This is a genomic window from Planococcus sp. 11815, assembly GCF_051096385.1.
Lineage (GTDB): Bacteria > Bacillota > Bacilli > Bacillales_A > Planococcaceae > Planococcus > Planococcus citreus.
On sequence record NZ_CP096991.1, the window covers coordinates 2,598,426 to 2,621,697 of the forward strand.

20 protein-coding genes are annotated in these 23,272 nt (G+C 50.1%); all 20 read right to left on the minus strand.

The window, feature by feature from the left end:
• Positions 1–6 precede the first annotated feature (6 nt).
• A complete protein-coding gene (locus M1Q06_RS13085; protein ID WP_274625330.1) occupies positions 7–1,284 on the minus strand; it encodes a nucleotide sugar dehydrogenase in 1,278 nt (425 codons plus the stop codon).
• A 225-nt stretch (positions 1,285–1,509) separates the two neighbouring features.
• A complete protein-coding gene (locus tag M1Q06_RS13090; protein ID WP_434399917.1) occupies positions 1,510–2,931 on the minus strand; it encodes an alanine/glycine:cation symporter family protein in 1,422 nt (473 codons plus the stop codon).
• Positions 2,932–3,026: 95 nt separating this feature from the next.
• Positions 3,027–4,118 carry an amidohydrolase gene (locus M1Q06_RS13095; RefSeq protein WP_434399918.1) on the minus strand — a complete coding sequence of 364 codons (1,092 nt, stop codon included), beginning with the start codon at positions 4,116–4,118 and terminating at the stop codon, positions 3,027–3,029.
• 99 nt (positions 4,119–4,217) lie between these two features.
• Positions 4,218–5,831 carry a M20/M25/M40 family metallo-hydrolase gene (locus M1Q06_RS13100; RefSeq protein ID WP_434399919.1) on the minus strand — a complete coding sequence of 538 codons (1,614 nt, stop codon included), beginning with the start codon at positions 5,829–5,831 and terminating at the stop codon, positions 4,218–4,220.
• Between the two features lie 42 nt (positions 5,832–5,873).
• Positions 5,874–6,788 carry a DMT family transporter gene (locus tag M1Q06_RS13105; protein WP_434399920.1) on the minus strand — a complete coding sequence of 305 codons (915 nt, stop codon included), beginning with the start codon at positions 6,786–6,788 and terminating at the stop codon, positions 5,874–5,876.
• A 44-nt stretch (positions 6,789–6,832) separates the two neighbouring features.
• Positions 6,833–8,308 (minus strand): sodium/pantothenate symporter, encoded by a 1,476-nt coding sequence (gene panF, locus M1Q06_RS13110; protein WP_434399921.1) that lies wholly within the window; start codon positions 8,306–8,308, stop codon positions 6,833–6,835.
• Positions 8,305–8,577 (minus strand): YhdT family protein, encoded by a 273-nt coding sequence (locus M1Q06_RS13115; RefSeq protein WP_121298299.1) that lies wholly within the window; start codon positions 8,575–8,577, stop codon positions 8,305–8,307. Before M1Q06_RS13115 ends, panF begins: the two co-directional genes overlap by 4 nt.
• Positions 8,578–8,756: 179 nt before the next feature.
• Positions 8,757–10,064: an efflux RND transporter periplasmic adaptor subunit gene (locus tag M1Q06_RS13120; RefSeq protein ID WP_434399922.1), complete on the minus strand. Its 1,308-nt coding sequence runs from the start codon at positions 10,062–10,064 to the stop codon at positions 8,757–8,759.
• A complete protein-coding gene (locus M1Q06_RS13125) occupies positions 10,061–10,750 on the minus strand; it encodes a hypothetical protein (RefSeq protein ID WP_434399923.1) in 690 nt (229 codons plus the stop codon). Before M1Q06_RS13125 ends, M1Q06_RS13120 begins: the two co-directional genes overlap by 4 nt.
• A gap of 1,014 nt (positions 10,751–11,764) precedes the next feature.
• Positions 11,765–11,995, minus strand: a complete 231-nt coding sequence (locus M1Q06_RS13130) for a DUF2187 family protein (RefSeq protein WP_058382988.1) — start codon at positions 11,993–11,995, stop codon at positions 11,765–11,767.
• A gap of 78 nt (positions 11,996–12,073) precedes the next feature.
• Positions 12,074–13,036, minus strand: coding sequence for an ABC transporter ATP-binding protein (locus M1Q06_RS13135; protein WP_274625491.1), 963 nt, complete (start codon positions 13,034–13,036; stop codon positions 12,074–12,076).
• Entirely contained in the window at positions 13,033–13,971 is a 939-nt protein-coding gene (locus M1Q06_RS13140) for an NlpC/P60 family protein (RefSeq protein ID WP_434399924.1), read from the minus strand. The genes M1Q06_RS13135 and M1Q06_RS13140 overlap by 4 nt, the downstream gene beginning before the upstream one ends.
• A gap of 1 nt (position 13,972) precedes the next feature.
• A complete protein-coding gene (locus M1Q06_RS13145) occupies positions 13,973–15,079 on the minus strand; it encodes a mandelate racemase/muconate lactonizing enzyme family protein (protein ID WP_434399925.1) in 1,107 nt (368 codons plus the stop codon).
• Position 15,080: 1 nt separating this feature from the next.
• A complete protein-coding gene (locus M1Q06_RS13150) occupies positions 15,081–16,004 on the minus strand; it encodes a S66 peptidase family protein (RefSeq protein ID WP_434399926.1) in 924 nt (307 codons plus the stop codon).
• 382 nt (positions 16,005–16,386) lie between these two features.
• Positions 16,387–18,024: a peptide ABC transporter substrate-binding protein gene (locus tag M1Q06_RS13155; RefSeq protein WP_434399927.1), complete on the minus strand. Its 1,638-nt coding sequence runs from the start codon at positions 18,022–18,024 to the stop codon at positions 16,387–16,389.
• A 187-nt stretch (positions 18,025–18,211) separates the two neighbouring features.
• Complete coding sequence (locus tag M1Q06_RS13160; RefSeq protein WP_434399928.1) at positions 18,212–19,348, minus strand: ABC transporter ATP-binding protein; 1,137 nt, start codon at positions 19,346–19,348, stop codon at positions 18,212–18,214.
• A 4-nt stretch (positions 19,349–19,352) separates the two neighbouring features.
• Entirely contained in the window at positions 19,353–20,273 is a 921-nt protein-coding gene (locus M1Q06_RS13165; RefSeq protein ID WP_112230505.1) for an ABC transporter permease, read from the minus strand.
• Positions 20,273–21,208, minus strand: a complete 936-nt coding sequence (locus M1Q06_RS13170; protein ID WP_101191239.1) for an ABC transporter permease — start codon at positions 21,206–21,208, stop codon at positions 20,273–20,275. The genes M1Q06_RS13165 and M1Q06_RS13170 overlap by 1 nt, the downstream gene beginning before the upstream one ends.
• 12 nt (positions 21,209–21,220) lie before the next feature.
• Positions 21,221–22,045, minus strand: a complete 825-nt coding sequence (locus tag M1Q06_RS13175; protein ID WP_434399930.1) for a M55 family metallopeptidase — start codon at positions 22,043–22,045, stop codon at positions 21,221–21,223.
• Positions 22,046–22,774: 729 nt separating this feature from the next.
• Positions 22,775–23,239, minus strand: a complete 465-nt coding sequence (locus M1Q06_RS13180; protein ID WP_434399932.1) for a transcriptional regulator — start codon at positions 23,237–23,239, stop codon at positions 22,775–22,777.
• Positions 23,240–23,272 lie beyond the last annotated feature (33 nt).

Below are 23,272 nucleotides of genomic sequence, written 5' to 3' on the forward strand. Positions count from 1 at the left end.
TGTATTTTAATTTTTCGGATTGCCTTTGCCGTCGCCGAGACGGTAAACCGTGAATCCAGCCTCTTCGTAAGCTTCACGGCTAATGGCATTTTTCGTGTCGAAAATGGCTTTATGGCGCATCGTTCCGCCAAGGTTTTTCGGATTGTATTCCTTGAATGCTTTATGGTCGGTCAAGATGACGATCAAATCCGCGCCTTCGACTGCTTCGTCATAGGATTGCGTCTGGAACGGCGCTTTGTTTTCTTTGACATGCGGGTCAAAAGAAGAAATGCGCAGGTTTTTCGCTTTCAGGTGTTCCAGTACTTCCATCGACGGGCTTTCGCGGATGTCGTCGATATTGCCTTTAAAGGCCAAACCGAATACAGCGACTTTCGCATCGGCCACATCTTTTAGGATGTCGTCGATTTTGTCTGCCGTGTATTGCGGCATGCCGTCATTCGTATTGCGTGACAGATGGATGATCTGTGAAAGATCCTTCTCTTTTTCGACCAAGAACCACGGGTCAACTGCGATACAATGCCCGCCCACTCCGGGACCTGGCAAGTGGATATTGACGCGCGGGTGATGGTTGGCAAGGCGAATCGCTTCCCATGCATCAACACCGACATTGTCGGAGATTTTCGCGATTTCATTGGCGAAAGCGATATTGACGTCGCGGTAAGTGTTTTCCATGACCTTGACCATTTCAGCAGTCGTCGCATCCGTCAAGATGAACTCGCCTTTAACGAATGATTCGTAATAAACTTGTGTACGCTTTGAAGATTCCTCGTTGATGCCGCCGATGATGCGGTCATTTTTCACGAGCTCTTCGAAAACTTTTCCAGGAATGACGCGCTCTGGGGAATGCGAAACAAAGAGTTCTGTCCCGATTTCCAAATTGCTCTTCACGAGAATCGGCATCATGACATCCAGCACAGTGCGCGGAGGAACGGTTGATTCCAAGACGACCAAATCACCTTTTTTCAGGAATGGCACAATCGATTCTGTCGCTGCGCGAATGTAATCCATATTGGCAGTTTTATCTTCCGCAATCGGAGACGGCACAGCGATGATGAACATGTCCGCTTCTGCAGGTTTTGTCGAAACCGAGAAGGTGCCTTTTTCCAATGCTTTGTTCAAATAATCTTGAAGAAACGGTTCTTCAATGTGAATTTGCCCATCAGACAGCATGTCCACTGCTTTTTGATTGACGTCCACGCCGTGAACATCATAACCATGGTTTGCGAACATGACCGCTGTCGGCAAGCCGATATATCCTAATCCAACTACACAGATTTTTTCCATTTCGTTAATTCTCCTCAATCGCCAGTAATTTTTTATCTCCCGCTCCAGAAGCGAGATCTTATATCAATAATTTTTGCTAATATCAATAGTTCATTCTACCATAGCATAGCCTTAGGCAGAAATCGTTTTGGTGTATTTTTCATTACGGTTTCGTTACAGGACGCAGGATGGCTCGATGGGTTCCCAAAGAAAAACCTCTCCCGCAAATGCGGAAGAGGCCAGAAGTTATTCGTCGTGACGATGTGCTTCTTCTCCCCAGCATTCCGTGTTTCTCAGGCCAGGCAAATTTTTCGCATAGAACACCGGATTCTTGCCGGCTTTTCTTTGCCCCATATAATCGTCGAGGACGCGGAACGCGATCTTGCCGAGCAGTGCGATGACGACCAAGTTGATGACGGCCATCATGCCCATGAACAGGTCGGCCATGTTCCAGACAAGCTGGACTTGTGCGATCGACCCGAACATGACCATCGCAAGTACACCGAAGCGGTAAGCGGTCAACCACAAGCTATGGGCATTGATGAATTCGATATTCGTCTCGCCGTAATAATAGTTCCCGACGATTGAGCTGAAAGCGAAGAACGTGATAGCAATCGCCAAGAAATACGGCGCCCACGCTCCAACGTGCATTTCAAGTGAACTTTGGGTCAACAAAATGCCTTCCTGTTCGCTTGTGCGGTACAGATCCGCGAGAATGATGACGAACGCCGTCGCCGAACAAATGATGATTGTATCGAAGAACACCCCAAGGCTTTGGACGAGCCCTTGTTTTGCGGGATGCGATACGTTGGCGGAAGCAGCAGCATTCGGGACCGAACCCATACCGGCTTCGTTCGAGAACAAACCTCGGCGTATCCCCTGCATGATCGCAGCACCGATACCGCCGCCGACCACTTCTTCAAGACCAAACGCATTTTGGATGATTAAGGTGAAGACCGCCGGAATTTCCGTAAAATTAAGTATGGATATGTAAGCGACGACAACCAAATAAGCAACTGCCATGACAGGTACGACAATTTGCGTGACATGCGCGATCCGGCGTACTCCGCCGAAAATGACGATGGCGGACAAAACGACTAAGCTTGCGCCGACGACCCAGTTCGGGATGTCCAATACATCGCTGACCGATTGGGCAATCGTATTCGATTGCACCGAGTTAAAAATAAAGCCGAATGCGAGCGTCAAGAGAATGGCAAATACGATGCCCAACTTGCGCGTGCCAAGTGCTTTTTCCATATAATACGCAGGGCCTCCGCGGAATTGCTCACCGTCTTTGATCTTGTAGACTTGAGCAAGCGTACTTTCGATGAAGGCTGTCGCCATGCCGATCAAAGCTACGACCCACATCCAAAAAACAGCACCCGGGCCGCCAATGGCAATGGCCAAAGCGACGCCTGTGATATTGCCGGTTCCGACGCGGGATGCGGTCGAAATCGTGAATGCCTGGAATGCGGAAATCCCGCCCGTTCCGTCTTTCTTTTCAGTAATGACGCGGAACATTTCCCCAAACAAGCGCACTTGCACGAAGCGTGTGCGGATAGTGAAATATAAACCAAGACCGAGCAAAAGCCCAATCAATATGTATGTCCATAATAAGTTATTGCCTTCGTCGACGATCCACGTCAACCCGTTCAATATTGCATCCATCTCGATGACCCCTTTAAATTTCTTTAGTATCAGCATTTGTTCCATACCCTAAATGACCTGCCGGGAAACTATTCCCGGCACGTCACAGGCATGCTTTAAGCAAGGCGCAAAGTTTCCGCTAAAACGCGTGCGCCGACATCAAGAGCTTCCCGGTTAAATTTCATATCCGGATGATGCAGTCCGGGCGTTAAATCAGCACCGATTCCGACCATCGCCGCTTTCAACCCGGGCTGTTTAATCGTGTAGAAATGGAAATCGTCCGCCCCCGTTGTCTGGATCGCTTCAGCAAACGCCTCGTCTCCGAGCACATTGCGAATCGCTTGTGCAGCAATCTCCATCGCCTCGTCCGACACTTCGGCAGCGGGCGTGTAGTCGTCCCATTTCAAATCGATTTCGACGCCATGAAGCGCGGCGATCGCCCGCAAGCCTTCTTCGAGGCGAACTTTCATTGTGTCCATCAAAGCATTCGACTGCGAACGCACATCGAGTGCGAACGTCGCACTTCCCGGAATGATGTTCAAGCTTTCCCCGCCGGTCTGAATATTCGTCAGCTTGGCTGAATAAGATTCGAACGGCGAGAAATAGATCGTTTTCACGAATTGATGAATCGCCGCGATAACGTCGATGGCATTTTTACCTTGATGCGGCCGCGCACCGTGTGCATCTTCGCCGGTGATCTTGCCTTTCAGGAAAATCCCGGACCCGTGATGAAGAGCTGGCGTCACTTTGCCGAACGGCAGCTCTTCTTGTGGGCGCAAATGGACGCCGAATAGATGCGTCACCCCTTCTAAAGCGCCGCGCTCAATCATCGCAAGCGAACCGTTGCCCTGCTCTTCAGCCGGCTGAAAAATAAAGCGGATGCGCTTGTTCAAGGATTCATCTTTCAAACGCAAAAGCGCTCCGAGCACCATCGACATATTGGCGTCATGGCCGCAGGAATGGTTGGCTTGCACTTTGCCATTCACTTCCTGCCATAAGGCATCGATATCCGCACGGACTGCAATCACTTCCTCGCCTTCGCCGATTTCCGCGAACAAGCCGGTGACATCATCGAATGTCCGGTATTCTACCCCTAGCTCTTCCATGATCTGCGCGAGTTTCTTCGTCGTTTCGACTTCTTTGAAGCTGACTTCAGGATGCGCATGGAAATGATCAAAATACGTTTCGGTCTGCTGCTTGAACTCCATAAAAGATCCGCTCCTTTAAATTTTTCATCTTTTTGAATTGTACCTGTCTTCTCAATTCAAAACAAACCGGATTGTGAAAAGCTGTTTCATTCTACGATATCAATCCGCTTGTTCTCCAATGTGCAAAATCAAGCTTGCGATGATTTCCGGTATTTCTTCGAATGCATTTTTGATATGGAGCCGTTCGGTTCGTTTATGCGGGTCCTTGCCGAAAGGCCCGATGTTCAGGACCGGCGCTTTGAGCTGCTGCATTGCCTGGAACGGGATGCTGTATGGATCGCCGTAAACCGGCGTGTTGTTCTCATAGCTGACCCATCCGCTTGACGTGTCCTGGTAATTGACGTAGCTGAGGTCTGAAATGCCATTGAAGAAATGCACTTGCTCAAGCTCCAAATCAAAGCGTTCGAGTGCATCGCGTGTAACATGTGCCACACATTCCTCGATAAACGGGTCTTCGCTTGAATTGACCGCTGGATAATAAGGCGGCGCAAATAACAAGACAATGCCTGGCGTCAATTCCTGGCAATTGAGCAGCAAGATGTCCGCGATATGGAATGACTTATCTCGGACGTCGCGTTCAGGGTCCATCAACGTGTCATGAATCAATTGATTGATGTAATCAATCCCGAATTTCTCTTCAGCGTAGTCCACCAATTCTTCGTAACGGAGGACGCGGATATCATCGAACCGCGGTACCATGCCGACTTTTTCGCACAATGCACGATAATCTTCCATGCATTCCGCAGCAGATTCCTTGGCCAAGCCCTCAAAAATATCCATAATGTCTTCCGCATTTCTATCCATGGTGAAGACGTTGTAGAGCGCTTTTGTCCGGTAAGGCGTCTGAACCGAATACTCAGCTTTCATATCCCCTTGCGTCAGGGTTACCGGAAGCGGCGTCTCTTCCCCGTGTACGGTCTCGGAAAATGCTGGATTCCATTCCATTTTCCGCGTCAAATACGTCGACAGATAGCTTGAAGTCATGCCGGCAAGCGGCTCGCCTGCATGTGTTTCTTTTCCGTAGAATAATGCGCTGGGCATGATTTTTCCAATCGACCCGGTATAAATGTATTGGGATTCATCGCCGGGCGATTTCGCGAACACCGGCTCGCCGTTCAAAAACAATACATATTCCAAGCCATGTTGGCGTTCGAGATCGAGCAGCTTTGACACGCCGTAACGCATGCCTGCCGAGTTGACTTCCTCATCCGGCACCGACATGAGCACAATATTGACCGGCCAATTTTCGAGGCTTGCCCGTTCGATCAATGCCATATGGATCGCCAGCCCCGACTTCATATCCATGATGCCGCGGCCGAATAAATAATCACCGGAGGCGAGATCGTCCTGCATCTCCGGCTTGAATTCGCTTTTGATTTTTTGGAATGCTTTCTCCAGTTCTGCCGGCTGATAGGCGAGCGGCGCCAAATCCCCATATTCGTGCACGGCAACCGTATCGAAATGGCTGAGCAGCACGACGGTCCGAGTGGCTTTTTCGTGCTTATATAACGCGGTCAAATACCGGCGTTCCCAATTGACTTCACCCAAGGAAACGAGTTCCGGGTGGTTGCGGAAATATTCCATCTCCATTAATTTGGCTTTTAATCGTTCCGGGAATTTCACTTCCCCTTCTGTCAATCCTTGTGATTCCCAGCCCACCAATTGTTCCGTCAGCTGGCGTAATTGTTCGGGTGTTCCCCATAAACCTGCCATCCATTATTCTCCTTTCGCTATTCCACTATAGAAAAAAACGGCTCATACGGGGAGCCGTTTCCTGCGTTTCCGAAGCAGATCCTCCGCTGCCCCTGAGCCGAATATCACGCCGATCACAATGAGCACGAGGCCGATCAAATGGCCCGGCGTAATCGTTTCACCGAGAATGAGGCTTGCTGCCACGAGCGAGAACAGCGTATTCAGGTTCATGAAAATTGCCGCTTTCGTTGGTCCTGCCTGGCCGATCGAGTAATTATAAAGCATATGTCCGACCGCCGTCCCGAGCATCCCAGAAAAGAAGAACGCCAACCAGAACGACGATGGAACCTCCCCGAATGCCGCGATTTCTCCCGGCTCCTGGATAAGCGCGATGATGAACAACACGATCGCCCCCGTCACGAGCATGTATCCCGTCAACAGACGTGGATCCAGCGAACGCGCGGCATTTGCTATGACAATATAACTGAAGACCTGTGCCAAAATGGAGATGAAGACCAATATATCGCCTAGACTCAAGCCCGATGCCGAGTCGCTCCCGACCATTACTGTCGTGGCGACGCCGGCAAAACCGATGAACACCCCGAGCCATTGCAGCCGGGACGGCACATTACGCATGATCAGCGATACGAGAACCGCCGTCAGCATCGGCCCGGTCCCGAGAATCAACCCAGCGTTCGTTCCGGAAGTAATCGCCAAACCTTGAGACAGGAAATAATGGTGCGCCACTACGTTGAGCAAAGCTCCTAGCAATATGTATTTCCAATCGCTGCGCTTTGGCCAGCGCATCATGCCGAGCGATGCCAAAATGATCAGCACGGTCACGCCTGCCAGCAAGATCCGAAACGCCGTCAGCGTGACCGGATCGACAAATTCCAATAAATACTTGACCGCTGCGAGGTTGAATCCCCACACGACCATCACCGATGTTAAGATGCCGTAAACTTTCCATGGAGTCAAAAGTGCAGCCCTTCTTTCTCTTATTCCAGATATAGCCCTTTATTTTACGCTTGTTTTTCGTTTCTGTATAGAATGGCATTGTAATCATATGCCTGACGCTTGATCAGCAAACTGAAGGCGATAAAGGCGATGAGTGACAGAACGACCGGCAAGGTGACGGTATGGACGCCGAACAAATTGCCGTTTGCGATGTTGTAGAAATGAAGTGCGATATAGCTCGCAATCCCTGTCCCCATGCTTGCAATCGCCCCGTATTTATTGCCCCATTTCCAGTAAAGCCCGAGAACAATCGGCCATATGAACGCCGCTTCCAGACCGCCGAACGCGAATAAATTCAAGAAAATCAGCAAATCAGGCGGGTCGAGAGCCAGCAAGAAGACAATCACGCCGAGAATCCCCGTGACCCCGAACGACATGCGTTTGATGGTTTTCAGGCTTGCATCCGGTTTAACGTAATTCAAATAGACGTCTTTGACAATCGACGAGCTGACGAGCAACAGCAGTGAATCGACCGTCGACATGATTGCCGCCATCGGAGCTGCCAGGACGATGCCCGCAACCCACGGCGGCAAGGTTTCCAGCGCGATAAGCGGAATGACCTTGTCACCGACTTCAATGCCTGGAAGAATCGGGCGGGCGAATACGCCAATCAAATGCATATTGAGCATAATGAAGCCGGTGACGATCGTGCCGATGATGAGCGCGCGGTGCATCGATCGCGCATTTTTATAGGACATCGCACGCACTGCGATTTGCGGCAAGCCAACGACACCGACACCGACGAGAATCCAGAACGAGGACACGTACGCGGCGCTTAGATTGCCTTCCGCCCCGTACGGCGTGACCAAATTCGGGTTTTCATTAATTAAATCCTGCATGATGTTCGAGATCCCGCCACCTGAAATGATGACGGCGATCAACAGGATCAGCGTGCCGATGAGCATGACCGCCCCTTGCACCGCGTCGGTCAAGGCGACAGCCCGAAAGCCGCCGATTGTTACGTAAACGAGAACGCTGATGGCAAACAAGAACAATGCCGATTGATAGCTGAGACCCGTTAACGACTCGATGAGCCGCGCGCCGCCGATCCACTGTGCCGCCATCGCGGAAAACAGGAAGATGATGATGCTAAGCGCCGATAATAAAACAACGGCTGTGCTATTGTAACGGGCTTTGAGAAAATCGATCATCGTCACCGCGTTATAGCGGCGCGCCATGATGGCATATTTTTTTCCAAGAATCATCAAGACGAAATAACCGGTGACTACTTGCGTCATCGCGAGCAACACCCAGCCGAAGCCCATCGTATAGGCTGTCCCGGGCCCGCCGAGGAAACTCGAGGCGCTGCCATATGTCGCGACCATGGTCATCGCCAGGACAAAACCGCCAAGCTCGCGGCCCCCGAGGAAATAATCACTGATGAAGTTCGAGGAGCCGGCGAGCTTCTTGCTCGACCAATAGCCGATGAAAAAGATGATGATTAAAAAGACAATCATGGGAATGAGGACTGAATAGTTCATCGGCCTTCCTCCTGTTCTTCGTCAAATGGAACATCGACGAAGAAAAACTTGACGACGACCGTGACGAGCACGACCATGACCAAAAAGCCGACGATGCAACTGTAGAAAAACCAATCCGGCAAGCCAAATATGTACGTGTATTCTTCGACTGGGCGATTGCCGAGCCCGTAGGCGAAAGCGAACCACCAGATGAAGTTGAAGAGCGCAAGGCCGAGGCCGATCCAGGCTTCCCGGTGCGCGACGCGGAAGCGCCAATCTGTTTCTTTCATGGATATCCCACTCCGATCAATGGCTGTAATGTATTGTTTCTATCGTACACCAATGGCGGCTGTAAATTAAGCGCAAGTTTCGCCGGCGTTTTCGCTGCGCTTATTTACACAGTAAATGTTCGCGCTTTCCCGCTTTCATTGCCATCAAAAAAACCTCCGGAAATCCCCGGAGGTTTTGCTTAGCGTGCCAATAAATATTCAATATAGGCGCGCCATTCTGTATTCTTCGCATAATTAAAGTCCGGCGTGCGGATTGGGAACGGCATGAAGAGCTTCGGCCGTCCCGGATAATCGTGGAGCTGTTCTTCATTGATGGTGATGTCCCCTGCTTCCATGCCGCTCGCAAGAACGACACGGCCTTGTTGGGTGAAGGCGATCTCGACAGGAACGGCATTCGGGCGGCCGTCAATGTTCAAGGTATAAGCAGTGCCCGACGTGTTGTGGTCGTCGTAAACCCAGCCGTCGCGCAAGGCAATCGCATCTTGTGCTTCATCCAAGGTGATTTCTGCGTTGACGTTGCTGCCATAAGGCATCGTGTCCTGCAGAGGTGTTTCAGGAGCGATGCGCACTTCATAAAAGGCGATCGGATTGTTTTGTTCGATACGGCCAAGCTTCCTATATGCTTCGAACCACTTGGATTCTTCAGCCGGGATTTCAGAAACGCTGCGGACCGTTCCAGGAATCGCGCCTTCAATCCCTGGCGCCTGGATGAATACGCGGTCAGCTTGTTCCACTTCGTGCCATTCATCTTCCAGTAGATATGTGACGAATTCCCGTTCATTATTGTAGATCTCGATGCTGAGCGGTTCGGTGTCACGGTTAATGCTCGCGACCGTCCCTTCGACCGGGCTGATGAGCGCCGGATTTCCCTGGCTTTGCGCGAGCTGCGCTTCCACGACCGCAAGTTCAGAATCAATGGCTGCCAGACGTTGCTGGGCTTGCGCGATGCCTGAAGCATATGAGCCGTCTTCAGGCACTTCAACGCCGACCGAGACGTTGACATCCATGCGCAGTTCCTGCTCCATGTCTTCACCTAGGCCAGGATAGCTGGAGCTGTTATTGGAGTTTTCGGATACGCTGCTGTCTTGCGATGCGCGCGCCTGTGTCAATTCCTGCAACGTGGACTGGACTTCACTGCGTTCTGCTTGAAGCGCACTTTGTTCCGATTGCCAAATGGCGCGCTGGTCTTCCGATTCGCTTTCATTCAAACGTGCCAGTTCAGCACCTGCCGTTACAGCATCGCCTTCTTTGACGAGCCATTGCTCAAGCGCTTCATGGTCCTGGACATAGATTTCCATCGTATCCTGCGGCGCCGTCAAGGCTTCTTTCGGCAACGTTTCAGTATATGTATGGGTATACGCCTGTTCATATTCGCTGACATACAGTTCTTTTGAAATGATGCTCTTTTCACCGAACAGCAACAGGAAGTTCGAGGTCAAAAAAGCGACGATGGCAATGGATAAGCCGATAAAGAAAAAGCGGTTCATAGGATCGGCCCCCCTTGCATAAAGTCACGCAGCATTTCGTCGACTGGAATCTGGCTGAACAACGCGACGAACAATGCCGAAAGTAGATGGATGATGATTAGTGAAAGCAAAATGAACTTCGGTGATACACGCGAAAAACTTTTGATGAAACGGTATTGAATCGCGATAATCAATGACGTAAACAAGGTCAATTGATTAAAGAAATAAATCAGGTAGCTGTTCTCCAGGAACGTCGCGGCGATCGGCCCGAATGAAAACGGTGAAAAGGCCATCGTGTAGCCATTCCAGGCGAATATACCGAAAATCAAGCCTTTTTCCAGCACCAACAATGCCGTAACGTAAGCTTGCATGACGATCATCGCCTTCCACGGGATGCCGATGATCCGGCCGTACAGATACGCGGCTATGTACAAATGGAAGCTCAAATACAAGCCGCCCCACAGCAAGGTGCCGACAAGCGAGGTCCAACGCGCGAGTGTATAGCCGTCGAACATACCTGCCGCAAGCAGCGGCGTCAACGATCCGGTGTTCATGCCCCAGATTTCAGGCAAGGCGAATACGATCAAGCCAAGCACAAGAATAACGGCCAGGCGCTTATTGATTTGCCTCATTTCGGTGTGTCGCAAATTATGTATGAGTTGGCCTTGGTTCAGGAAGAAATGCCAAAATTTAAAATCAGATATCATGCGTCTAAGTCCTTTCAGGCAAATGGCGTTCTGCTTAGTTTTACTTTACCAAAAAAACATACGCTTTGAAACGAATTCCCTGCCACAATTTTCAATATTTGGTGGCTTTGAGACGAATGGCATAGGATTGTGGTGAATTTCAAATCGGGAGAGTGTGAAGTAATGAAAAAGAAGTGATTGGAAAAGCTTCCGCTTTTCGACTTCGTTGCAGGGGGCTGCTTGCCGTGGGGCGGGTGTTGAGCCAACGTGCCGAAGAGCGTGGCACGTTTGTCTCGCCAGCCCGCGCGGTCCCACAGGCGTCAGCCCCCTTCCACTCCGTCTCTAGTTTTAAAGCGGAAGATCGTTTCTTCAGTTCATACAAAGTAAAGTGTGGAAATACATTATGCTTTTAGCTTATATTATTTGGATCAAAGATAGTGTGATTTTCAGTTCAAATACTTGTGTGTCAGATGCCGCATCTCGGGAAGCGATTCCCCAACTAGCCGGCAAGTGTCTAAAGAAGCAATTTTATCTAAACACACTTTGATCAACGAAATCTATCAGCCGCCGAGCGCCAAGGGTGAGCCGACGCAATAAGACAGGTGGTCTTCCTGGCTTATTGCCAAAGGCCAACCCAAAGCAAGGCGGCGACTACTCAGATGACACTTTAATAGAATATCGGAACAATTTCACAAGCAAACCCTCTCTATCTCATTGCACACTAGACTCGAGAAGCGATTCCCCCACTAGACGGCAACTAACTATAGAAGCAAATCTAACGAAACTCACCAGAATCAACGAAATCTCCCAGCCGCCCAGCGCCAAGGGTGAGCCGATGCCGTAAGACAAGTGCTCTTCTTGGCTTGTGGCAAGAGGCCAACCCAAAGCACGGCGGCGATTATTGATGTGAAAAATAATTAGAACATCGAAATGATTACACACCTAAACTCTCACTAATATTTCCACATACAAACACTCGCTAACTTCACTTAATTTCACAAAATGAAAAAACCTCCGCGGCTGCGGAGGTTTCGTTTATTGATCTGCGACAATCTTGTATTTCTTATGTGAAATTACGGTCATGTTGGAAGCAGCGCCGATTTCCTTGGCGTCTTCTGGTGAGATCTCGACGATCACCGAGTTGTCCATAATTTTGAAGATGGTTCCGTTAACGTCGACGCCATTGCGGGTGAATGAAATCCATTCGCCAATTTTGCGGGCCGCTACAAATTCAGATACTTCTTTTTCATGGGGTTGAAATGCCATAGTTATCCACGCCTCTCTATAATGAAAACATTATCTATCTATTATAGCATAAATTTATGGTTATTTCACGTGTTTCACTTACTCATACAAATGACAAGCGACGTAATGGCCGGGCTCTTTTTCCTGCCACGCCGGCTTTTTCTCCGCACAGATGCTCATCGCATGTGGGCATCGTGTCCGGAATACACAGCCGCTCGGTGGATCGATCGGACTTGGCAGTTCCCCTTCCAAAATGACACGTTCACGGGCTTCTTCGATGTCCGGGTCCGGGATCGGAATCGCGGACAGCAAGGCTTCCGTGTAAGGATGAAGCGGCTTATCGTACAGCTGGTCAGCCGTCGTCAGTTCGACCATATGTCCGAGATACATGACGCCGATGCGGTCTGATATATATTTGACCATGCTCAAGTCATGCGCGATGAACAAATACGTCAGCCCTTTTTCCTTCTGCAGCTTTTGCAGGAGCATGACGACTTGCGCTTGGACCGACACATCGAGTGCCGAGATCGGTTCATCCGCAATGATGAAATCCGGGTCGAGTGACAAAGCCCGCGCGATGCCGATGCGCTGTCTTTGACCGCCAGAGAATTCGTGCGGATAGCGGTTGGCATGGTCGCGGTTCAATCCGACATCTTCCAGCAATTGATGGACGCGAGCCTGCAATTCTTTTTTATTCTTATAAAGCCCGTGGACTTGCATCGGTTCGGCGATAATTTCGAAAACAGTCGAACGCGGGTTGAGCGACGCGTACGGGTCTTGGAAAATCATCTGCATATTGCGCAAATAATCAAAGCGGTCTTTTTCGGACATTTTATGGATATCGACGCCGTCGTATTCGACTTTGCCGTCGGTCGAGCTGTATAAACCCATGATGGTCCGGCCGGCTGTTGATTTGCCGCAGCCTGACTCTCCTACGAGTCCAAAGGTTTCGCCGCGCTTGATATCAAATGAAATGCCATCGACCGCTTTTAACGTCGTGTCTTTGCCGAGATCGAAATGGCGTTTGAGTTCCTGTACAGACAATAAAGTTTCGTTCGTCATGTTGTTTCCTCCTGTGTAAATCTGCGGACAGCACATAATTCCTTGTCATAGACCGTGCCTTCGAGACGGGTGATTTCAATGGCTTTGCCGGATGTCGGCGAATGGATCATCATGCCATCTCCGTAATAAATGCCGACATGGTGAAGTTTCCCCACCCCTTCATCGTAAGCGAAGAACAAGAGATCGCCTGTTTGCCAAGCAGCAGAATCAAGACGGTCGATTTCCACGCCTTCCACAGACTGGTCTCCTGCATCACGTGATATGTAATAGCCGTTCGCTTTCAGCATATGATGGGAGAATCCGGAACAGTCATAGCCGAGGCTCGACATGCCGCCCCAGAAATACTGCAATCCCAAGAATCGTTCTGCCTCATCTACGATCGATTGGCCATTTCCGAGCGGAATCTGTTCAGGCGCCGGGACGAGCTGGACGTGCTTAGCTTCGATATATGCATCGCCATCCGGCGTATGGACATGGACACGCATTTCGTTCGCATCTTTGACCGGCAGCAAGCTATTGAATGGAAGCTGTGCAATCGGGCGGCGGTCTAGCGTCCATAATTGCGCTTTATCGGCGGATACACGCGCGTAGCTTCGATCTGCAACTGAGTCGATTTCTTTTAGATGCGCTAGTGGCACCCACCCTGGATAGCCACGTTCGTCTTTATGGGACGGCTGCCACAGGGTAATGATTTTCGCCCACGTGCCGTCGATTTCTTCTATTAAAACAGGCTCCCCGTAAAGCAGCTGCGTTTGAAGGCGATTGCTTAATGTGAGGTCCTTCGTTTCCTTTTGGTTCATCGCTTCACGCCATTTATTGATGTCCGGCATGTCTGCGACGCCGTGGGCATCCACGTCCCTCACTTTATCGGGATGGGTCCAGACGCTTGTCACCGGAACGCGGCAAACCCAAGTCGTCGATTGTGTCTGTGCCATGTTATCCTCTCCGTTCACGTAAAGTTTCCAGGAACCGCTCCCGATCGATGCCAAGCCCCGGCCCATCTGAAAAGTGGATAGTCTTGCCGCTGTAGTGGATGCCGCCTGGCAATACATCCTCTTTCAGCATGAGCGGCGCATCAAAATCGAAACGTGTCACATTCGGCTGGCTCGCCGCAAAATGGGCAGCCGCGGACAGGCCGAGTTTCGTTTCGATCATACTGCCGGTCATGCACGGCACGCCGAAACTCTCTGCCAGTGCATTGATTTTCATTGCACGGTGGATGCCGCCCGCTTTCATCAATTTGATATTTATCAAGTCTGCTGCGCGCAATTCCAACACGCGTTTCGCGTCCACCGGTGAAAAGACGCTCTCGTCCGCCATGATCGGTGTCAATGTATTGTCCGTAACGAATTTCATTCCTTCGATGTCATGTGCCGGAACCGGCTGCTCGATCAATTCGATATTGAATCCGGCGCCTTCCATCTGATTGATGATGCGCACCGCCGATTTTGGATCCCAGCCTTGGTTGGCGTCTAAACGTAGTGTGACTGTATTCCCGACACGCTCCCGGATGGCCTGGATTCGCTTCAGGTCCTGTTCAGGGGTATCGATACCAACTTTCACTTTCAAGACCGTAAATCCTTGCTGCTCATAATCGGCCGCATCTTGCGCCATTTCTTCAGGAGCATTGACCGAAACCGTGTAATCGGTCTCGATCGATTCACGGTAGCCGCCGAGAAACTGTGTCAAGGGCATGCCGGCTTGCTGAGCGATTAAATCATAAAGCGCCATATCCACCGCCGCTTTGGCACTGGTGTTGCCGACGAGCGTCTTGTGAAGCTTCTCGAAAAGCTGTTCCCGGCGCCTCACGTCCATCCCGATTAACCCCGCGCCAATCAAGTGGACAGCGCGTTCGATGCTGTCCAAAGTTTCACCCGTAATAACATGGGTCGGCGGCGCTTCGCCGAAACCGGAGCGGCCGTCTTGCGTCGTCAAATGAACGATGACCGCTTCAGCCGCTTCCACGGTCCGGAGCGCTGTCTTGAACGGTTTTTTTAAAGGAACGGCTATCCGGTAAGTCTCGATAGACGCTAAAACGGGCATATTACTCGACCCCCGGCAGGATGGTCAAAGTTTTTGCATTAGCATCAAGACGCGCTTTTACGCCGAGTGGCACAGAGAAATGCGGTTCGCAATGGCCGATCTTAAAGCCTTTGACGACCGGCACGTCCAGCTCTTTGAAATAATCATCCAGCACTTGCGCGAGCGTCCACGATTGTTCCGGCTTTTTCGGTTCAGCATTTTTGAAATCGCCGATGACAATGCCGGCCACTTGCTCGAATTTGCGGGCTTGCTTCAGCTGATTGAGCATTTCATCCACTTGATACGGTTCTTCTCCCGTATCTTCAATCAGCAAGATCTTGTCTTTCGTGTCGATTTCAAACTTTGTCCCAAGCGTCCCGCGAATCAATGATAGGTTGCCGCCTACTAGTTCGCCGTCTGCCATGCCGCTTGCTAAAGTTTCAAGCTCGGAGATGGTTTCGTCGTAATGCAATTCGAATGGCTGGAACATCTGTCCGAACATGCGGCCGCTGCGTTCATGGAATTCCGGTTTTCCGACATCCGACGCCAGCATCGGCCCGTGGAACGTTACCAACTCTGCATACATGCCGATCGCATTATGTAAAAATGTCACATCTGAGTAGCCCCAGAAAATCTTTGGGTTTTCTTTGATCATCGCGTAGTCGATCCGGTCCGCATAACGGGCAGCGCCGTATCCTCCACCTGCGCAAATGATGCCTTTCACTTCCGGGTCTTCGAACATGGCATGCAAATCCGCCAACCGTTCGTCATCTGTTCCTGCAAGATAGCCGTTTTTCGCTTCGACTGATTTCCCCATCTTCACTTTTAATCCCAATTCTTCTAAGAAAGGCAAAGCCTTTTTCAAATTCTCTAAGTTTGGCGGGCTTGATGGCGAGATGATGCCCACCGTATCCCCTTTTTGCAATCGTTTTGGCATTGTGCGCATATTGCTCACTCCTCTTGTTTTCTGTTCTTCACTCATAAAACTACCAGTTTTCCTCAGTGAAAAACAGAAAAGCGCGGCGCCTGGCCGCGCTTCTGTTTTTTCAGATGATCATTTCCGGTGAACGGGCGTGATCGCTTTTAGTTTTATCCAGATCTCACGCCCAACTCCTCGGGTCATAAGCCACTTCCACTGTGCGGCAAAAAGCGCCGCTTCGTGGAATCGTCTTATGCCTGTCGGAGCTTAGCAGGCGTGATCGCTTTTAGTTATATCCAGCTCCTTGCCCCCAACTCCTCGGGTCGTAAGTCAACCCAGCATTGCGGCAAAGAGCGCCGCATTACTGGTCTGTCTTACGCCTGTCGGAGCTGAACGGGGGCAGTCGCTTTTAGTTTTTATCCGCTGTTTTAAGGTCGATATACCCTACCGGATGGCGGAGGATGCCTTCGACGCCTTCTTTTTGCAGCTGGACTTGGTTATAGAAATGGATTGGGAAGATCGGCATTTCGTCCATCAGGATTTTTTCTGCTTCGATGAGTTTTTCCCATCGAACTTCTGAATCCGTTTCTGCTTTTGCTTCAGCGATGAGTTTATCGAATTCTTCGTTGGACCATTGTGTACGGTTCATGGAAGAATCCGTGATGAAGCTTTCAAGTGCGTTGACTGGGTCAGCGTAGTCATGCAGGAATGAGCTGCGTGATAATTGGTATTTGAATTCTTTTTGTTCTGTCAAGAAGACACTCGCTTCGACGTTTTGAAGTTCAACGTCTACACCCAAAGCGGTCTTGAACTGGTCTTGCAATGTTTCAGCAATGTTTTGGTGTGATTCGCTTGTTGAGTAGGAAATCGTCACTGGCGGCAATTCATCCCACCCTTCTTCTTCCATGCCTTCTTCAAGCAATTGCTTCGCTTTGTCAGCGTCAAATTTCACCAATTCGCCTGCTTCGTCGCGGAATTCCTGGCCGTTCGGGCCTTCAAATCCGTAAGAAACAAAGCCGTATGCCGGTTTTTCACCGTTTTTCGTCACATATTGGACGATATCATCTTGGTTCACCGCATAAGCGAATGCTTGGCGGACTTTTTTGTTCGTGAATGGTTCTTCTTCAACATTGTAACGGTAGAAATACGTACCCGCTTGGTCCATTACGCCAAGTTCAGGAGAATCCTGCAATTGCTCGGACATTTCAGCTGGCACGCTCGATACATCCAGTTCGCCCGCTTCGTACATTTGGTATTCTGTGTTCGGGTCGTTGACCATTGCCCAGTGGACTTTATCCAAGTTCACGCTTTCAGCATCCCAATATTCTTCGTTCTTTTCAAAAACGAAATCTTCGTCATGGCTCCATGAAGCCAATGTGAACGGCCCGTTTCCGACAAAGCTATCCGCTTCTGTATGCCAATCCGGATTTTCTGTAGCTGTCGCTTCGTGGATCGGGAAGAAGCTTGGGTTAGTGATGATGTTCAAGAATGCTTCTGTCGGTTCCGTCAATTTGACGACGAAAGTCTTGTCGTCTTCTGCAGAAATCGCGACGTCTTCTACAGCGCCTTCTCCGTTATTATAAGCTTCAGCGCCTTCAATGAAGTAAGCAAGGAAAGCTGCCGGAGAAGCTGTTTCCGGGTCTAGCATATGCTGCCAAGCGAAAACGAAGTCGCCGGCTGTGACCGGTTCGCCGTTTGACCAGTTGGCGTCTTCACGGATATTGAATGTATACGTCAATCCATCTTCAGAGACGTCGATCGATTCAGCAGTCGCTTCGACCGGCTGAGATGATTCATCCAGGCGTGTCAAACCTTCCATCAAATTGTTCAAAGCGCCCCATGATACCGCGTTAAAGCCGATCGATGGATCGAATGAAGTCGGTTCTTCGCCGTTATTCATAAACAATGTTTTCTCTCCGCCCGAATCAGCGGAGCCTTCTTCGCCTGAATCGCTGCTCGTGTCTTCTCCCGCGTCTTCGCTTGCTGTACAAGCTGCGAGAACGAACACGAACATCGCCATCAGAAACAATACGAGCCATTTCTTCATGTGTTTTCCCCCTAGTGTTTTCTTTTTATCACACTTCAACGGTCCGTAAGACTCCCACTTTTACAAGCGGGAGATTCACGGTCCCTAAAAGTCTGATTGGATCAACTAACAATCAGTGGGATAAGAAAAACCCCCACTGATTGAAGTTTCTCTTTATGTGAATGCGCAAATGCGCCTCCAGCCAAATTTATCTTGCAAAAGCCTGTTCATCGATCAATTTTTGAGCCCTTGGATCCTGCAGCCAGCAATCCACTTTATGGGTTTCGGATAAAGCCGTCACTTCCGGATAGACATTCGTGCAGACGTCCATCGAAAACGGGCAGCGCGCAGCGAATGGGCAGCCGGTCGGCGGAGCGAACAGATCAGGCGGCGTGCCGTCGATCGGTTTCAGCTCTCCGCCAGCCAAGTCGAGCCGTGGCACGGAAGACAATAAGCCTTTTGTGTAGGGATGTTGCGGATTATAGAAAATCTCGCGCTTGTCGCCGGTTTCAATCACTTTGCCGGCGTACATGACCGCGATGCGATCGGCGATTTTTGCTACCACGCCAAGGTCGTGCGTGATCAAGATGATCGATACGCCGGTTTTTGCTTGGATTTCCTCGAATAGTTCCAGGATCTGCGCTTGGATTGTCACATCGAGCGCAGTCGTCGGTTCATCGGCAATCAATAATTCCGGCTCACAAATCAAGGCGATTGCAATGACGATACGCTGTCGCATGCCTCCTGAGAATTGGTGAGGGTATTGCTTGAGCCGCTCATCCGGATTCGGGATGCCGACCAGCTTGAGCATGTCGATAGCGCGCTCTTTCGCTTCCGCTTTGCTCAAGTTCTTGTGCTGTTTGACACCTTCTGTCAATTGCTCGCCGATTGTTAAGGTCGGGTTGAGCGCGGTCATCGGATCTTGGAAAATCATCGAGATGTCAACGCCTTGGATTTTGCGCATTTCTTTCTTCGACAATTTGGTGAGATCCTGTGTTTTGAAATGAACGCCTTTGGAACTGATTTTGCCAGGCGGCTGCTGAATCAATCCCATGATGGCGTTGGATGTTACTGATTTGCCGCAGCCCGATTCCCCGACAATCGCCAAAGTTTCTCCTTTATACAAGTCGAAATTGACGCCGCGTACGGCCTGCACCGTTCCTCCGTATGTATTGAAGGTCACGTGCAGATCCTGTACGGAGAGAATGCGCTCGTCTGTTACAGTCTTGCGCTTTTTCTGCTTTACAATCCTGCCACGTTTGCCGGTATGGTCGACCGCGTCAATATCCGCCCCTTCTTCCAAGCGGGTTCGGGCCAACTCTTCAGCTATCTGCTTTCCTGTCATGTCTTCACTTCCTCATCTTCGGATCGAGTGCGTCCTGCAGCCCGTCTCCAAGTACGTTAAATGCGAACATCGTCAATGAAATAAATAATGCCGGGAAGAACAAGCGCCACCAGTCGCCGGTAATGATGACCGGCAACGCGTCGTTCGCCATGACGCCCCAGCTGGCAAACGGCGCCTGGATCCCAAGGCCGAGGAAGCTTAAGAACGCTTCAGCAAAAATCGCACTCGGCACCGTCAAAGTCATTTGCACGATGATCGGCCCCATCGAGTTCGGGATCAAGTTCTTGCGGATGATGCGCGGCGTTTTCGCACCGAACGATTTCGATGCCGTAACGAATTCATAGTTTTTCACTTGCAGCACCTGGCCCCTGACAATCCGGGCCATGCCGACCCAGCCGGTGATGGTGAGCGCGAGGATGATCGTCCATAAAGACGGCCCCATCACGACGAGCAGCAAGATGACCACGAGCAAATACGGCAAGCCGTAAAGAATTTCGATGATGCGCATCATGATGCCGTCGGTTTTGCCGCCTTTATAGCCGGCGATGCCGCCGTAGACGATGCCGATAACAAAATCGATCAATGCGGCCATCAAGCCGACGAATAAGGAAATGCGTGCGCCGTACCAAGTACGGGTAAAGACGTCGCGCCCTGCTTCATCAGTGCCGAACCAATGCGTCGCGCTCGGCGGCTGGTTTTGGTTCGGCAAGTCTTGCGTAGTGACGGAATGCGGCGAGAAGATAGGGCCGAATATCGCCATCACAGCGAGCAAAGCCAGGAAAATCAGGCCGAGCATCGCCAGTTTGTTTTGTTTCAGCCTGCGCCAGGCGTCTTTCCAATAGGAAAGCGACGGGCGGACGACGGCTTCTTTTTCATCTGCACTGTTGTCAGATGGGCGGAACCATTCATCACGGACTTGAGTCATCACACATCACCTTCTTTCTTGTGGAGCTTGATGCGCGGATCCAATATGCCGTAAACGATGTCGACCAGAAACAGCATGAATATCAAGAACGCACTATAGAATACTGTAGTGCCCATGATGACCGGATAATCGCGGTTATTGATCGAATCGACAAAGTATTTGCCCATTCCGGGAATCGCGAAAATCTTCTCGATGACGAAAGTTCCGGTTAAAATGCCGGCAAGCAAAGTTCCCATGATCGTGACAACCGGCATCAAGGCATTGCGCAGCGCATGTCGCAAAACAATGCGCATCGGCTTGATACCTTTGGCGCGCGCCATTTTAATATAATCCTGCGTCAGCACTTCGAGCATGCTCGAGCGCGTCAGGCGGGCGATGATCGCCATCGGCCCGGTCGCGAGCGCAAGCACCGGCAGCACCATATGCATCGGGCTGGTCCAGGTCGCGGGCGGGAACAGATTCCAGTTGACCGCGAGCTGCTGGATCAGCACCGTTGCGAGCACAAAGTTCGGGATCGAGATCCCGATGACCGCAAAGGCCATTGCCGCGTAATCGATCATTTTATTGTGCCGCAGCGCAGCCATCGTCCCGAGAATGATTCCGGAAACGACCGCTACGAGAATAGTGATGATCCCCAGTTCGAAGGAAATCGGGAAGCCCCTTGCTAACAGTTCGTTAACGGTGCGGTTCGGGTCTTTGATCGACGGCCCGAAATCGAACGTGACAATCGACTGCATATAACTCAGGTATTGAATATGTAGTGGCTGGTCGAGTTTGTAGAAGCGCTCCAGATTCGCCTGCACCGTCTCGTTCGTGTTGCGGTCGCTTTCAAGCGGTGATCCCGGAACGGCGTGCATGAGGAAAAACGTCAGTGTCGCGATGATGAAAATCGTCACGAGCATCATCAAAAATCGTTTGAATATGTATTTGCCCATTGTTTCTTCCCCCTAACAGAACTTCGCTTGCATCGCCAGTTCTGTCATGACCAGCATGGCGCGATAAGCTTCCAGTATGTTTTGTGCTTCGTAGCGAACAATCGTCGTGCCTTCTTCAATGCGGGTGCCAGGCATCATTGCCGCCAGCTCCGCTTCCCCATAATTGGTGAATTCCATGCGAAGCGTCGGCTTCTCAGGCGGCACGAGCGGCTTTACGCGGTCTTTATTTTGGATCGCTTCCTGCGTTTTCTCTCGCAACAGGCGCTGCGCTTTTTTCGGATGCAGTGTTTTCACAGCAGAACGCGTCAAGGTCTCTTTGACTGCGACAGTCGTGACACCTGGAATAAGCGCTTCCGCTTCCCTGCATGCGCAGTCATCTCCCGCTACCATCAACACCGGAACGCCATGGTAACCTGCGACATATGCATTGAATCCGAGCTCACCGATTTCGACATCATCGATCCACATTGACCGGACCCCGAAAATCATGGCGTGCGACATGACGCCTTTTTGCCCGGCGCGTGCATGATAGCCTGCGAAAAAAGCACCCGTGTAGCTATCGTCCAGGCCTTCGACCATCGAAAATGCTTTGACACCGCCTGTTATGAGTTCCGCTTCTTCGTGAAGGTCTTCGGCAATCAAATTGTTCATCTTGGAATGCGAGTCATTGGCGAGAAACGCTTCAGCTCCTGAATCGAACGCTCCGTGAATGATGGCATTGGCGTCGCCTGTCATGAGGCGCCGTCCCCTTTCATAATTCGCTTCTTTCGAGTCCACATATGTATAATCCGGAAGTGCCGTCACGCCTTCCATGTCCATCGACAAGTAAAATTTCATGCTGCGTATTTCCCCTTTGTTTGTCTAATTCGGAATATTTTTGAAACTTTCTATGTACTAATGTATCAATATTGTAAGAATATTTCAATATAATTTTTTATTCGATATACTTCATTCCACATGCAATTAATAACAGACAAAAACCCGAAATTGACCGTTTACTTGCTTGTTTCCGATTTTCCATGCATAAAAAGTGCATGGCATCACCCATGCACTTTTTCGATATATCGTTGCTGACCAGACAATTCATTTACCTGTTGCCAGTCCATCCTTTTTCCAAAAGGGGCATGATGATTTTATAAATTCAAATAGGTATTTCTCTATTTATTTTAATTTTTAGAATATTTGGTAATTTAGTCTCATGCATTTTCTTCCAGCCCCTTATACACTGTAAATAAGTTATAAATAGTTCAACCGAACACTATAACTGGCAAACAGGGTTTCCCGACAATCAGAGAAGGAGCGGATCATCATGAATAATTTTGAAAAAGTACTGGAGATGCAATGGGGAGATCTTGCGCTGGGCGTGACGGGTTCTGCAGTCGTAATGTTGGCACTCAATTACTTCATGCTCATGTAGAAAGGAGCACCATATGATTTCCGAACATACGTAAAAGCCCTTTTCCGATAGACGGAAAAGGGCTTTTGGCTTGTTTTCTTCCATATAAAAACGCCTGCTCTCGAATTCACGGGCAGACGTTTCTTATCCATAGGCTGTTGTATGCTTCATCATAGACCTCCATCGAGTAATTGTTTTTGCTGGGACAGCAGCTTCTCAAACAGTTCCTTATCCCCCGCGGCTAATGCCTGGTCGATCATGCGGTTGAAGTTTTCCTGCTCCAGGAACTGGATTGCTTCGGTCGCTTCTTTCTTTGTCTGTTCGTTCACTTCGATCAATTCCGCCCTTTCTTCCTTCAATATGCTCTGAAGGTGTGTATGAATATCCGAGACCAGCAATAATTGGTAGAGCGGCAAACGGATAAAGCGGTTCCCTTTTTGGAATACAAAGACTTCGGAAAGGTTTTCTACTTGGAAGGTATTCAAATTGACGATGATTTCCTTCCCTTCGACAGGGATGAAATGAAACACTTCCTCGTCCTTCAGGATCGAAAAGTATTGATAGGCGAACACAAACTTGATGCGGTGCCCTTCTCTCTTTGTATAAAACGGCTTCATCAGTTTTACATGCAACATCTGACTCCCCTCCTTATATTTCAGAATATTCTG

What these genes read in the sequence shown, in the direction of transcription:
- M1Q06_RS13085 (WP_274625330.1), bottom strand. Translation starts at nt 1,284, where the DNA reads ATGGAAAAAATCTGTGTAGTTGGATTAGGATATATCGGCTTGCCGACA.
- M1Q06_RS13090 (WP_434399917.1), bottom strand. Translation starts at nt 2,931, where the DNA reads ATGGATGCAATATTGAACGGGTTGACGTGGATCGTCGACGAAGGCAAT.
- M1Q06_RS13095 (WP_434399918.1), bottom strand. Translation starts at nt 4,118, where the DNA reads ATGGAGTTCAAGCAGCAGACCGAAACGTATTTTGATCATTTCCATGCG.
- M1Q06_RS13100 (WP_434399919.1), bottom strand. Translation starts at nt 5,831, where the DNA reads ATGGCAGGTTTATGGGGAACACCCGAACAATTACGCCAGCTGACGGAA.
- panF (WP_434399921.1), bottom strand. Translation starts at nt 8,308, where the DNA reads ATGAACTATTCAGTCCTCATTCCCATGATTGTCTTTTTAATCATCATC.
- M1Q06_RS13115 (WP_121298299.1), bottom strand. Translation starts at nt 8,577, where the DNA reads ATGAAAGAAACAGATTGGCGCTTCCGCGTCGCGCACCGGGAAGCCTGG.
- M1Q06_RS13120 (WP_434399922.1), bottom strand. Translation starts at nt 10,064, where the DNA reads ATGAACCGCTTTTTCTTTATCGGCTTATCCATTGCCATCGTCGCTTTT.
- M1Q06_RS13125 (WP_434399923.1), bottom strand. Translation starts at nt 10,750, where the DNA reads ATGATATCTGATTTTAAATTTTGGCATTTCTTCCTGAACCAAGGCCAA.
- M1Q06_RS13130 (WP_058382988.1), bottom strand. Translation starts at nt 11,995, where the DNA reads ATGGCATTTCAACCCCATGAAAAAGAAGTATCTGAATTTGTAGCGGCC.
- M1Q06_RS13135 (WP_274625491.1), bottom strand. Translation starts at nt 13,036, where the DNA reads ATGACGAACGAAACTTTATTGTCTGTACAGGAACTCAAACGCCATTTC.
- M1Q06_RS13140 (WP_434399924.1), bottom strand. Translation starts at nt 13,971, where the DNA reads ATGGCACAGACACAATCGACGACTTGGGTTTGCCGCGTTCCGGTGACA.
- M1Q06_RS13145 (WP_434399925.1), bottom strand. Translation starts at nt 15,079, where the DNA reads ATGCCCGTTTTAGCGTCTATCGAGACTTACCGGATAGCCGTTCCTTTA.
- M1Q06_RS13150 (WP_434399926.1), bottom strand. Translation starts at nt 16,004, where the DNA reads ATGCGCACAATGCCAAAACGATTGCAAAAAGGGGATACGGTGGGCATC.
- M1Q06_RS13155 (WP_434399927.1), bottom strand. Translation starts at nt 18,024, where the DNA reads ATGAAGAAATGGCTCGTATTGTTTCTGATGGCGATGTTCGTGTTCGTT.
- M1Q06_RS13160 (WP_434399928.1), bottom strand. Translation starts at nt 19,348, where the DNA reads ATGACAGGAAAGCAGATAGCTGAAGAGTTGGCCCGAACCCGCTTGGAA.
- M1Q06_RS13165 (WP_112230505.1), bottom strand. Translation starts at nt 20,273, where the DNA reads ATGACTCAAGTCCGTGATGAATGGTTCCGCCCATCTGACAACAGTGCA.
- M1Q06_RS13170 (WP_101191239.1), bottom strand. Translation starts at nt 21,208, where the DNA reads ATGGGCAAATACATATTCAAACGATTTTTGATGATGCTCGTGACGATT.
- M1Q06_RS13175 (WP_434399930.1), bottom strand. Translation starts at nt 22,045, where the DNA reads ATGAAATTTTACTTGTCGATGGACATGGAAGGCGTGACGGCACTTCCG.
- M1Q06_RS13180 (WP_434399932.1), bottom strand. Translation starts at nt 23,239, where the DNA reads ATGTTGCATGTAAAACTGATGAAGCCGTTTTATACAAAGAGAGAAGGG.